General features: G+C 52.8%; 10 protein-coding genes. 3 read left to right on the top strand and 7 right to left on the bottom strand.

The genetic code is table 11. The features are described from left to right. Positions 1–44: 44 nt before the first annotated feature. Entirely contained in the window at positions 45–1,820 is a 1,776-nt protein-coding gene (fucI, locus tag ACLJRH_RS09145) for an L-fucose isomerase (protein ID WP_000724126.1), read from the bottom strand. Between the two features lie 31 nt (positions 1,821–1,851). Further along, positions 1,852–3,168, bottom strand: a complete 1,317-nt coding sequence (gene fucP / locus ACLJRH_RS09140; RefSeq protein WP_000528622.1) for an L-fucose:H+ symporter permease — start codon at positions 3,166–3,168, stop codon at positions 1,852–1,854. A gap of 555 nt (positions 3,169–3,723) precedes the next feature. On the opposite strand from fucP, the gene fucA reads away from it, so the two are divergent. Together fucA and fucO are read left to right on the top strand one after the other, a co-directional pair. After that, positions 3,724–4,371 (top strand): L-fuculose-phosphate aldolase, encoded by a 648-nt coding sequence (gene fucA, locus ACLJRH_RS09135; RefSeq protein ID WP_000440831.1) that lies wholly within the window; start codon positions 3,724–3,726, stop codon positions 4,369–4,371. Positions 4,372–4,387: 16 nt separating this feature from the next. Next, the gene (gene fucO, locus ACLJRH_RS09130) at positions 4,388–5,536 is read left to right on the top strand and encodes a lactaldehyde reductase (protein WP_000013562.1); all 1,149 of its coding nucleotides are present in this window, start codon (positions 4,388–4,390) and stop codon (positions 5,534–5,536) included. Between the two features lie 91 nt (positions 5,537–5,627). On the opposite strand, the gene xni is transcribed toward fucO, so the two are convergent. The 5 genes from xni to queF form a co-directional block, all read right to left on the bottom strand. Beyond that, a complete protein-coding gene (xni, locus tag ACLJRH_RS09125) occupies positions 5,628–6,383 on the bottom strand; it encodes a flap endonuclease Xni (RefSeq protein ID WP_001530269.1) in 756 nt (251 codons plus the stop codon). 169 nt (positions 6,384–6,552) lie between these two features. After that, positions 6,553–7,920, bottom strand: a complete 1,368-nt coding sequence (gene sdaB / locus ACLJRH_RS09120) for an L-serine ammonia-lyase II (RefSeq protein WP_000626384.1) — start codon at positions 7,918–7,920, stop codon at positions 6,553–6,555. Between the two features lie 58 nt (positions 7,921–7,978). Further along, entirely contained in the window at positions 7,979–9,268 is a 1,290-nt protein-coding gene (gene sdaC, locus ACLJRH_RS09115; RefSeq protein WP_000450462.1) for an HAAAP family serine/threonine permease SdaC, read from the bottom strand. 564 nt (positions 9,269–9,832) lie between these two features. Next, entirely contained in the window at positions 9,833–11,197 is a 1,365-nt protein-coding gene (gene ppnN / locus ACLJRH_RS09110) for a nucleotide 5'-monophosphate nucleosidase PpnN (RefSeq protein WP_000627973.1), read from the bottom strand. 113 nt (positions 11,198–11,310) lie between these two features. Continuing rightward, positions 11,311–12,159, bottom strand: a complete 849-nt coding sequence (queF, locus tag ACLJRH_RS09105) for an NADPH-dependent 7-cyano-7-deazaguanine reductase QueF (RefSeq protein WP_023136653.1) — start codon at positions 12,157–12,159, stop codon at positions 11,311–11,313. A gap of 68 nt (positions 12,160–12,227) precedes the next feature. Here queF and syd point away from each other — a divergent pair, with 68 nt between their 5' ends. Next, a complete protein-coding gene (gene syd / locus ACLJRH_RS09100; protein WP_000343990.1) occupies positions 12,228–12,773 on the top strand; it encodes a SecY-interacting protein in 546 nt (181 codons plus the stop codon). Positions 12,774–13,088 lie beyond the last annotated feature (315 nt).

Genomic DNA, 13,088 nt, shown 5'->3' with positions numbered 1-13,088 from the left:
GCGCCCGTAGGCCCGGTAAGCCTGCGCCACCGGGCTAAGCCGCATTAACGTTTATACAGCGGGCCATAATTTTGGCAGGCGCGATAATCCTGGCCTTCGATATCCATACCGTGAGCCGCCCAGGCGGAAGGACGGTAGATCTTCGCCTCCTCCACGTTGTGCATACATACCGGGATACGCAGCATCGCGGCGAGAGTAATAAAGTCCGCCCCTACATGGCCGATGGTGAGTACGCCGTGGTTAGCGCCCCAGTTCGCCATCACCGAATAGACATCGGTAAACGGGCCTTTGCCGGTAAGACGCGGCGCAAACCAGGTGGTAGGCCAGGTAGAGTTGGTGCGGGCATCAAGCTGATCGTGCATCGCTTTCGGCAGTTCGACGCTCCAGCCCTCGGCGATTTGCAGTACTGGTCCCAGGCCTTTGATGATATTCACGCGGGTCATGGTGAATGGCACGCCGCCTTCGGTCAGGAAACGGGATGAGTAGCCGCCGCCGCGGAAGTATTCGTGAATCGCCGGGCACCATTCAGTGGCCGCCAGACACGCATCCGCCTCTTGTTGGCTGATTTCCCAGTGTGGTTTCATGGTCGGCTTGCCTTCGCTGTCGCGCTGTTTACAGGCACCGTCCAGAGCGGCAGAACCGGAGTTAATCAGGTGAATAATGCCGTGTTCCGCCAGGCCGCTGAGCGCCTGGCCGGTGACGCGTTCTACGGCTTCCGGCGACCAGTAGGTTCGTACGTCGGCGAATATCTGCGCGGTACCAGTGAGTTGATGGCCAAACAGCATCGCTACGCCGTTCAGACTGTCATTTTCGGTGGCGACGACAAACGGTTCGCGTACGCCGTTCCAGTCAAAAGAGCTATTGAGCAGCGCTTCGGCGGTATCGCCGTTCGGGTATTGATCGGTCCAGTGGCGCTGGCCCTGGAAGCCGGCGGCAATGGCGTTGTAGCCCAGCGATTCTTCAACTAACCCTTTGTCCGCCAGCGTCTTGTTGCCCTGCATCATATCGCGAATACACATCGCCATCAGCAGGCTCTCTTTTAGCACCGCGCGGTTCTGGGCTTCATTGCGCTTATACTGCGAGGCATTCTGATCTTCGCCGTAGCGGAAGTTTTTATCCGCCCACGCCAGCGCCATCTCCAGTTCGGCCTCATCATAAATTTTTTGATCGATACGGCGGCGCAGTTCGGTCATATCTACCGCTTGCACCTTCATGCCCAGCCAGGATTCGAAGAAGTTATGATCGACAATGGAACCCGCGATCCCCATCGACACGCCGCCGACGGAGAGGTAGCTTTTGCCTTTCATACTGGCAACCGCTAACCCTGCCCGCGCAAAACGCAGCAGTTTTTCTTCGACGTCGGCGGGAATGGAGGTATCGTCGGCATCCTGCACGTCATGGCCATAAATGGAGAACGCCGGAATGCCTTTCTGGCTGTGCGCCGCCAGCGCCGCGGCAAGGTAAACCGCCCCAGGACGCTCTGTGCCGTTAAAGCCCCAGATGGCTTTCGGACGCATCGGGTCCATATCAATGGTTTCGCTGCCATAGCACCAGCACGGCGTAACGGTAATGGTCACGCCCACGTTCTGGCTACTGAATTTTTCTTCACAGGCGGCGGATTCCGCCATTCCGGCAATACAGGTATCCGCAATGACGCACTCCACCTGTGCCCCGCAGGCGTGGCGGATTTTCTCGGTGATGAGCGCCGCCGTCGCTTTCGCCATGTTCATGGTTTGCTCTTCGAGCGACTCGCGTACGCCCATACGACGTCCATCAATCACCGGGCGGATACCGATTTTCGGTAAGCTGATTTTTTTCATGACAGATTCCTCACGTTATTCGGATAAATGTTCAGTTTGTCGCCGCTTGTGAACGGAAACGGGCAAAAATGAAGATGACGGCAAAGCACAATGCCGGAACCAGTTCGGCGGTCGGGATTTTGCCTGCGGCGTCGCTAACGAAGCCCATTACTGGCGTGACAATACCGCCGCCAATGATGGTCATGACGATAAAAGACGAGCCGTACTTAGTGTCCTGTCCCAGATTTTTGATACCCAGCGAGAAGATGGTCGGGTACTGGATTGACATAAATGCGCTACACAACGTCAGCGCCAGCAGGCCGATATGTCCGCCGCTAAAGGCGGAAATCAGACACAGGAGCATGGCAAACAGGGCGTAGGCGGCCAGCACTTTATGCGGCGCGAAGCGGCTGATAAGCCAGGTCCCGGTGAAACGGCCGATAAAGAAGCACACCATCGTGCCGGTCAGGTAATTGGCGGCGAAACCGGGCGTCATTCCAGGGATCTCCTCAATGGCGTAGCGGATCAGATAGCTCCAGCAGGCGGTTTGCGCCCCCACGTAGCAGAACTGCGCCAGCACCGCCCAGCGCCAGTGGCGGATACGGATGAGTCGGGAGAGAGAAGATAAGAAAGAGCTTTGTTTAGCATCGCTATGATCGTCACTTTGCAGGGCCGGAAATTTGGTCAGCATAATCAGCAGCGCAACTACTAATACGATGGCGACGATAATCATGTATGGCGTTTGTACCGATAACACCAGGCTGTGTTTATAGGCGCTAAGCTGATCCGGCGTCATTTTATCAAGCGCTTCTTGCGATTGATGCGGCACGTTAGACAAAATAAGGCTTTGCCCAAACACAACGGCGATAATAGCGCCAAAGGAGTTAAAAGTTTGCGCCAGATTAAGCCGGAAATGTCCGCCGCTTTCTGGACCTAATACCGTAACAAAAGGGTTGGCTGCAGTTTCAAGACAGCCTAAACCGGCGGCGATGATAAACAGGCCAATTAAAAATAATGTGTAATTCATTATCTCGGCGGCAGGCCAGAATAATGCGGCGCCAACAGCATACAAAAAAAGCCCGGTGATAATTCCTGCTTTATAACTGAGTTTTTTCATCAAAATCCCAGCAGGAATTGGAATGACGAAATAACCGAAATAAAAGGCTGACTGAATAAGTCCGGCCTGAAAGTTAGTTAGCGTAAAAGCTTGTTGAAACTGCGGTAGTAAAATGTCATTCAGATTATTGGCGACGGCCCACAGAAAAAATAGCGAGCAAAGTAAGGCGAATGGAATAATGTAGCGCTTGCTCTTGCTTTGCTCTGCATCCACAGCACGAAAACTCTGCGTTTGTATTGTTGTGTTTCCCATAGCATCCTCATCGGTTCAGAAGCTTTTGCGTGCGGTCGGTTCTGGTCACCAGACCGTAAAATTAGGTGAGTTCGCTTTTCTTACCGGTAATAAATTGGCGTCCGGAATGAACTCATGGATTCATTTTCAAATAAAAAAGGCCTTTTAATATGATGGCGGTCACATTTATACCTGAGAGCAGAGCGTTCTGTGATTATCATCACTTTAATTTTCATAAAAAAATGACCGTTTGAGATGTTTAATTTAAAAAACCACAGACTGAATGCCCGAATTAAATTATTGCCACGAAAACGGGCAGTAGTAACTTATTCTTCATTTTTGCCCGTTTAAAAAAATATTATTAAGAGCGGGCATTTATCGGCGAGAGAAACGGTAGTCGTCTGGTTTATCGTGGCGAATTAATTGATGTGAATCACAAAATATCGTTATTTAAATTCCCTTCTCTTTATTCAGTATGATGATAGTTGCTAACTATTCGATTATTTCAACAGGACAGCAGTGCGATGCGAAAGGCGGTTTTGTTGTCTCATTTTGAATCACAGAGAGAGGTAAATAATGGAACGAAATAGACTGGCGCGGCAGATTATTGATACCTGTCTGGAAATGACGCGGTTAGGGTTAAATCAGGGGACGGCAGGTAACGTGAGCGTACGTTATCAGGGCGGAATGCTGATTACGCCGACGGGGATCCCCTACGAGAAGCTGACAGAGTCGCACATTGTCTTTATTGATGCAGACGGTCAGCATGAGCAGGGCAAACTGCCTTCCAGCGAGTGGCGTTTTCATATGGCGGCATACCAGACGCGCCCTGACGCCAATGCCGTGGTACATAACCACGCTGTCCATTGTACGGCAGTCTCGATCCTGAATCGCCCGATTCCGGCAATTCACTACATGATTGCCGCCGCAGGGGGAAACTCTATTCCCTGCGCGCCCTACGCCACTTTTGGCACCCGCGAACTTTCTGACTATGTTGCCGTGGCGCTTAAAAATCGTAAAGCGACACTGTTACAGCATCACGGGCTTATCGCTTGTGAAGAAAATTTAGACAAAGCGTTGTGGCTGGCGCATGAAGTGGAAGTGCTGGCGCAGCTCTATTTAAGTACGCTGGCCATTGTCGATCCGGTACCGGTACTGGATGACGAGGCGATCGCTATCGTACTGGAGAAATTTAAAACTTACGGATTACGTATTGAAGAGTGATGTCAGGAGACAGGCGATGGCGAACAGAATGATTCTGAATGAAACGGCATGGTTTGGCCGGGGAGCGGTGGACGCATTAACCGATGAGGTGACGCGCCGCGGTTATCATAAAGCGCTGATTGTTACGGATAAAACGCTGGTGCAATGCGGTGTGGTCGATAAAGTGACAAGCAGAATGGATGCCGCAGGGCTGGCGTGGGAAATCTATGCGGGCGTGATCCCTAATCCTACGATTTCCGTTGTCCAGGAAGGGCTTAAGGTCTTTACCCAAAGCGGCGCGGACTATCTCATCGCCATTGGCGGCGGTTCTCCGCAGGATACCTGCAAAGCGATCGGTATTATCAGTAACAATCCGGAATTTGCCGATGTGCGCAGTCTGGAAGGGCTATCGCCGACCCGTAAACCCAGCGTGCCGATTATGGCGATCCCGACAACGGCGGGAACCGCGGCGGAAGTCACTATCAATTATGTGATTACCGATGAAGAGAAACGGCGCAAATTCGTTTGTGTCGATCCACATGATATTCCGCAGGCGGCATTTATCGATGCCGATATGATGGACGGTATGCCGCCCGCGCTGAAAGCGGCAACGGGCGTGGATGCGCTAACCCATGCTATTGAAGGCTATATTACCCGGGCCGCATGGGCGCTGACGGATGCATTACATATCAAAGCCATTGAGATTATTGCTGGCGCGCTACGCGGCGCCGTAGCCGGAGAAAAAGAGGCTGGTGAGGCGATGGCGCTGGGGCAATACGTTGCCGGGATGGGGTTTTCCAATGTGGGGCTGGGACTGGTGCATGGGATGGCGCATCCGTTGGGCGCGTTTTACAACACGCCGCACGGCGTCGCGAATGCTATTTTGCTTCCGCATGTGATGCGTTTCAATGCCGGGTCTACCAACGAGAAATTCCGTGATATCGCCCGGGCGATGGGGGTGAAGGTAGAAGGATTGAGTCTTGAAGAGGCGCGTAATGCCGCAGTGGAAGCCGTATTTGCGTTAAATCGCGATGTGGGAATTCCGCTGCATTTGCGTGATGTCGGCGTTCGAAAAGAGGATATCCCGGCGCTGGCGCAGGCGGCGTTCGATGATGTCTGTACGGGCGGCAATCCGCGTGAAGCGAGTCTGGCGGACATTGTCGAATTGTATCATATCGCCTGGTAATTTTGCCGGATGGCGCTGCGCTTATCCGCTCTACATTTCGTGCAGTCCTGTAGGCAGGATAAGGCGTTCACGCCGCCATCCGGCAACAAAACTACCGCGCCAGCCGTAGCTGCTGTAAGTTTCCGTCGATATGTAAATCGGTTTGCAGACGTGCAATATCGCGGCAGAGAAATGCCATTTCTTTATGCATCTCAAGCTTTTTGCGCCACTTTTCCGGCACCTCGTCCAGATGGGCGTAAATTCCCTCCAGATTTTGAAACTGAATCAATAGCTGGGTCGCGCTTTTGGGGCCGATACCGGCAACGCCGGGGACTTTCGAACTGCTGATTCCTGCCAGACCCCAGTAATCCGGCAACTGTCGGGGAAGTACGCCAAACTCTTTTTCAATAAACGGCGCGTCCAGCCAGCGTTTCTGGAAGTAGTCGCGAATGCGCAATCCCGGAGAGAGCAACTGGCAATAGCCTTTATCGGTTGACACAATGGTTGCCTGGTGTCCGGCTTCGGTAACTTTTAGCGCCAGCGTCGCCGCCAGATCGTCCGCTTCATTACCATCTGATGCCCAACAGCGTACGCCGCGCTGTTCAAACGCGGCGCGTAGGGCGGGCATTTCATTATGTAAATCGTCAGGCATCGGCGGACGTCCTGCTTTGTAGTCCGGCAAACGCTGGTGACGCCAGCCGCTGCTGCGCGCGTCGTCATCAAATACCGCTACGGCATGGGTTGGCTGGCTGTGGATAATCAATTGATCGAGCGCGTGTTGGCAGGTTTCCACACAGGGCGATCCCTGAACGGCGTGAATACGGCGAATCAAATTGAGCGCGTCGACGATAAGCAGATGAGCAGCCACGGTGTTCTCCCTTACAAACCTGCGCGTAGGGTAACATTCACGGCGGGGGGAGGCGAGCATTGCGAAATAGCGCTATCCGTAGGCCTGATAAGCGAAGCGACATCAGGCAACAAAGCCGGATGGCGACGAGCGCCTTATCCGGCCTACAGATCCTAAAATGTGCTGAGAATTAATCGCAGGTAACGATCTTCATCGCCAGGCCGCCGCGCGAAGTTTCGCGGTACTTAGCGTTCATGTCTTTACCGGTTTCGTACATGGTCTCAATCACTTTATCGAGGCATACACGCGGTTCGCTGGTACGGCGCAGCGCCATACGCGCGGCGTTGACTGCTTTGACTGAAGCAATCGCGTTACGCTCAATGCAGGGAACCTGTACCTGACCGGCAACCGGATCGCAAGTTAACCCCAGATTATGCTCCATGGCGATTTCTGCGGCGATACACACCTGCGCCGGACTACCGCCCAGCAGCTCGGCCAGACCCGCTGCCGCCATGGAACAGGCCACGCCGACCTCTCCCTGACAACCCACTTCGGCGCCGGAAATAGAGGCGTTCATCTTATACAGCGAGCCAATCGCGCTGGCGACCAGCATATAGCGAGCAAGTGAGTTAGCATTTACTTCGCGGATAAACTTGTCATAGTACGCCAGCACCGCCGGAACAATACCACATGCGCCGTTAGTCGGCGCAGTGACTACTCGTCCGCCTGCGGCATTCTCTTCGTTCACCGCCAGCGCGAACATATTGATCCAGTCGACGACCGCCATCGGATCGGTGGTGGTCTTATCCTGACTGACCAGCACCCGACGCAGCGCCGCCGCGCGACGCGGAACGCGCAGTTTGCCCGGCAATACGCCCTCGGTGGTGATACCGCGCTCAATACCGCTGCGCATTACCTCCCAGACCCTGGCGAAGTGCTGCTCCAGCGCTTCTTTACTGTGCAGAGCCAGTTCGTTTTGCATCATCAGACCGGAGAGCGACAGACCCGTCTCCTGGCAGTGACGCTGTAAATCCGCGGCGGTTTTGTAAGGGTACGGCACGTTAACAGGTTCGCTATTCGTCAAACCAAAGTGCTCTTCATCGACGATAAAGCCGCCGCCAATGGAGTAGTAGGTTTGGCTGTAGAGCACCTTATCGCCCGCCAGCGCGGTAATACGCATCCCGTTTTCATGCAGAGACAGGTTGTCGGCGTGGAAATTCATGCACTTATCGACCGGAAATTCGACTTCATGCTGCCCATTGGCCAGTAGTAAACGCCCATGGGTGTTCACATCCTGGATAAAGGACGGAATGGCGTCGATATCGACGGTGTCCGGCAGATTCCCCGCCAGGCCCATAATAATGGCGATATCAGTGTGGTGGCCTTTACCCGTCAATGACAGAGAGCCGTAGACATCCACCACGACGCGGGTGACATCTGTAAGGATATGGCGGGCAATCAGATCATCCGTGAACTGCTTGCCTGCTTTCATTGGTCCGACGGTGTGAGAACTGGAAGGGCCAATGCCGATTTTAAAAATATCGAATACGCTAATCATAGGGCATCCATTGCGGTTGTATCATAGAGAAGCGCCGCAGTAAGCGGCGCTAAAGGACTTAGCTGAACAGTGAGTAGAAAATAGCGGAGATGGCAATCAGGCCCATAATCACAACGAATACGTTGCTGATATGACCGCTGTACTTACGCATTGCCGGTACTTTCTGGATGGCATACATCGGCATCAGGAAAAGAATCATCGCGATGATCGGGCCGCCCAGGGTTTCAATCATGCCCAGGATGCTGGGGTTCAGCGTCGCCACAATCCAGGTGGTGACCAGCATGAACAGCGCGGTAATTTTATTCAGTTTGTTGATTTCGATGGATTTACCTTTACCACGCAGCGATTTAATCACCATACCGTTAAAGCCTTCACGCGCGCCCAGGTAGTGGCCGAGGAAGGATTTGGTGATAGCAATCATCGCAATAATCGGCGCCATCCAGGCGATGATCGGCGCGTTAAAGTGGTTCGCCAGGTAAGACAGAATAGAGATGTTCTGCTCTTTTGCCGCCGCCAGATCTGCCGGCGTCAGGCTCAGCACGCAGCTGAAGACGAAGAACATCACGGTCAGCACCATCATGATGTGGGCGAAGGCCAGAATTTTAGAACATTTCTTCTCAGCGCCTTCACCGTACTCTTCACGCTTCGCAACCGCGAAGGAGGAGATGATCGGGGAGTGGTTGAAAGAGAAAACCATCACCGGAATCGCCAGCCACAGCGTCATCCACAGACCGTTACCGGTAGACGCGGCGGAATCAAAGGACAGCGTTTCCAGCGCCGCGCCGTTCCACTGCGGGATCAGGTACAAGGCCAGCAGCATCAGCGCAGCGACGAACGGGAATACCAGGATACTCATCGCCTTAACGATCATTTGCTCGCCGAAGCGCACGATGGTCATCATGCCAACAATCAGGATCAGGGAAAGAATCGCCCGCGGCGGCGGATTAATCGCTAACTGGTGGGTCAGGAAGCTTTCCACGGTATTAGTAATCGCCACGCTGTAAACCAGCAGGATGGGGTAAATCGCGAAGAAGTAGAGCAGGGTAATCAGTTTACCTGCGCCGATACCGAAGTGTTCCTCAACGACTTCAGTGATGTCTTCACCCGGGTTTTTACCGGACAGCACGAAGCGGGTTAAACCACGGTGTGCGAAAAAGGTCATCGGGAAAGCGAGAATCGCCATGATAATGAGCGGAATCATGCCGCCGACGCCTGCGTTGATCGGCAGGAACAGAACGCCCGCGCCGATTGCCGTGCCGTAAAGGCCCAGCATCCACATGGTATCCGTTTTGCGCCATGCGCTTCGAGAGTCAATCGAAGCAATCGTGCTGGTCTGAGTGGTTTCCATCTATTTCTCCTGGAGGATGCTAAAAATCAGGTTGCTGGTCTAATCCAATGAAAAAAGACCTGATCGTAAAATGAAATCTGCTTAGGGACGCTTTTTATATAATTTTTCGCCGTAATAATTTTCGGGCGGAAAGATACATTTAAGTGATGAATCTATCAGTGATCCCGATCTCAAATGCAATAATCCGCTTCTTACATGGATAAATTTGGACCATTAATCTATTAAAAAAACGTCATAACGAATTTCCGGGCGCGAAGGCTACCATTAACGATATAAGGCCGGAAAGATTGGGGCGCAAGATACGGAGGTTTGACTATAAAAATCAAGGTTTTTAGTGAATTCTGGCGAAGAATAAGAGTTTGAACCGATAAATCACGGTAAGAGGAGTGAGGTAAACGTTTGCCTGGCAATCTATTTATGGTGAATTATAAATGGTGTTTATAAAACAATGCGGGCTATGCCTCTGATGAACATCATAAAAAATGAAGGCATACGTTAATCGCCATACCGCAATGAAAGGAATGGGAGAAGCGCCCGGCTGCTGGCGGCAACCGGGCATAAGCGCTAAGCGCAGATCTCGTAACAGGGGATGTAGGCGGAACCTGGCAATTTCATACGATGCTGCGCGACGAATCCCTGCAGCAGATCGTCCATGCGACGCATCATCTCTCGATCGCCGTGGATTTTATACGGACCATTAGCTTCAATGGCGCGTATCCCGACCTCCTTCACGTTCCCCGCGACAATACCGGAGAAAGCGCGCCGCAGATCCGCCGCCAGAATTTCAACCGGCTGATCCGGGTACAGTTTCAGGTTGGCCATATTCTCATGCGACGGCTCAAACGGCACCTGCAGATCCGGTGCAATACGCATCGACCAGTTAAAACTATAGGCGTCGCCGGTATCGCGGCGATTCTCTTTCACTTGCGGCATCGCTTTCTTCATCAGCCGCGCTACCTCCGCCGCATCGTCAATGATGATGCGGTAATGACGGCGGGCCGCTTCGCCCAGCGTATGGGTAATAAACTCATCCAGCACGCGGAAGTAATCGGCGCTCTCTTTTGGTCCGGTCAGGATCAGCGGCAGCACCTGATTTTTATTGGCTGGATTCATCAGAATCCCCAGCAAATAAAGCAGCTCTTCCGCCGTACCCACGCCGCCCGGGAAGATGATGATACCGTGTGCGATACGGACGAACGCTTCCAGGCGTTTTTCGATATCCGGCATGATGATCAGTTCGTTCACCAGCGGGTTAGGCGGTTCAGCCGCAATAATGGAAGGTTCAGTCATGCCGATAAAGCGGCTGTCTTTATAACGCTGTTGCGCGTGACCGACCGCCGCGCCCTTCATGGGGGCTTCCATCGCCCCAGGGCCGCAGCCGGTGCAGATGTTCAGCTCGCGTAATCCCAACTGTGTGCCGACGCGACGGGCATACAGGTACTCGTTTTCGTTAATTGAGTGGCCGCCCCAGCATACCACCATGTTTGGCGCTTCGCCGACGTGCAGCGCCCGGGCGTTGCGCAAAATGGAGAACACCAGATTGGTGATATGTGTTGAGCTTTCAAGATCCAGATGCTGGAAACGACCGGCATTGTGGATCTGCCCATTCACAAAGAGAATGTCGCGCAGCACCGCGAACAGGTTAGCCTGTAGCGCACGAATAATCCGCCCGTCAACAAAGGCGTCTTCAGGCGGATTAATCAATTCCAGCTTCACGCCGCGCTCGCGGCGCAGCACGTTAATATCGAAATTTTCAAAGCGGGACAGCAGCTCTTTGCTGTTGTCGGTCAGGCTGCCGGAGTTAAGAACGGCAAGTGAACAGTTACGAAACAGTTGATACAGGTCGCTACTGGCCGTGCGTTTCAGCATGTCCACTTCCAGTTGCGACAACATATCCATTGAGCCAAGCGGGCTAATATGTGTAATCAAGTAAACTCCTTATGGGACGCAACACGCCATTCCCTGTTGATTACAATAGCCCTGGCTGATGACCTTTCACAACCTTACATGCGCAATCCGGCACGCAAAATTGACAAAAAAGATTACTGACGCGCCAGCCTGCCCGTGGCGGGCACAAAATCGGCATTGCTGCGCCAGGGATTAATGTCCAGCCCGCCGCGGCGGGTATAGCGCGCATAAACGCTTAACGTTTCCGGCTGGCAGAAGCGCAGAATGTCATTAAAAATACGCTCTACGCACTGCTCGTGAAATTCATTATGGTGACGGAAGGAGACCAGATAACGCAGCAGTTTTTCCCTGTCGATTTTGCGCCCGCGATACTGAATTTGTATTGAGCCCCAGTCCGGTTGGTGGGTGATCAGGCAGTTGGATTTCAGCAGATGACTGACCAGCGTCTCCTCTACTTGCTTCTCGCCGCTGACCGCATGTTGCAGATAGTCGGTAGTAAACTGGTAGTTGTCGATACTGATATCCTGATCGTCAATACAGGCGCCGTGGAAATGGGCGACAGGCTGTCCTTCCAGCTCATCAAGACGATGAAGCCTCACGCTAACGTTGCCCTGCGCGCAGGCGCGCAGATCGCGCTCCAGCGTCTGGCGCACCGTCTCCCAGGTGTCAAAGCGCGTCTGGTTAAAGCTGTTCAAATACAGTTTAAAGCTTTTGGATTCGATTAAATTAACGCTGGTGTAATCCAGTTCGACATGCCCGACGGCGACCTGCGGAAGACCACGGCTGTTAAGCCAGGAAAGTTCATACAACGTCCAGATATCCGCGCCGTGGAACGGCAAATTATCGGCTGTTAATCCGAGCGGGTCGCGATTCAAACTGCGCGGTACGCCCTGCAGCAGGCTGGTGTCATAATTGTCCCGGTAATCCGTTGATTTTCCGAGAGTCAGGCCATCGAGAGCCTGATGGTTTTCATAAGAAGACATGTTTCACCGTCATAAACCAGATACACTATGCGCCAAGTGTATCCTGGCTTTTATGAAGAGAGAAACTGGTGGACGAACTGACAGCGCAGGCATTGAAAGCCTTTACGACGCGTTACTGCGACGCGTGGCAAGAAAAACACGGTAGCTGGCCGTTGAGCGAAGAACTGTATGGCGTACCTTCTCCGTGCATTATTTCTTCAACCCGCGATGCCGTTTACTGGCAGCCGCAACCTTTTGAAGGCGAAGAAAATGTAAACGCGGTTGAACGCGCCTTCGATATTATGGTACAACCTGCGCTCCACGCGTTTTACACCACGCAGTTTGCTGGCGACATGCCCGCGCAGTTCGCGGATGAAAAGCTTACGCTACTGCAAACCTGGAGTCAGGATGACTTTCGGCGCGTGCAGGAAAATCTGATAGGCCACCTGGTCACGCAAAAGCGGCTCAAGCTTCCTCCCACGCTTTTTATTGCGACGCAGGAAAATGAGCTTGAGGTCATTTCGGTCTGTAATCTGTCCGGCGAGGTGATTAAAGAAACGCTGGGCACCCGCAATCGTACCGTTCTTGCCGCAACGCTTGCGGAATTCCTTACGCAACTTAATCCTCTTCTGTAATCGTTTGCCCTAACAGGTGTGAGAGATCTCTTACAAAGTCTGTAGGAGATCGCCAGGATATCAGCGGATACTGAGTCCCGTTTTCTTATGTAAGTCTATATAAAACAACCTGTTAAAATGTTTTTGCGCACTTTCATATGAAAATTTACTTAAGGTATTGTCTGTAGGTGTCTTGTAAGACAAGGTGAAACAGGCGATTCTATCTTCGTCGACAGGGAGTCGTACAACGAAGCGAACGTCAGGATGATGACGCTTCAGCAGGACACGCCAGGATGGTGTTACAAGGAAAGGCTTCAGGATGAAGCAAAGTGGAAA

It is taken from the genome of Salmonella sp. SAL04162 (genome assembly GCF_046551535.1).
GTDB classification, from domain to species: domain Bacteria; phylum Pseudomonadota; class Gammaproteobacteria; order Enterobacterales; family Enterobacteriaceae; genus Salmonella; species Salmonella enterica.
Note: the sequence above shows the minus strand (reverse complement) of the source record. Positions and strands in the feature narration are given on the sequence as shown.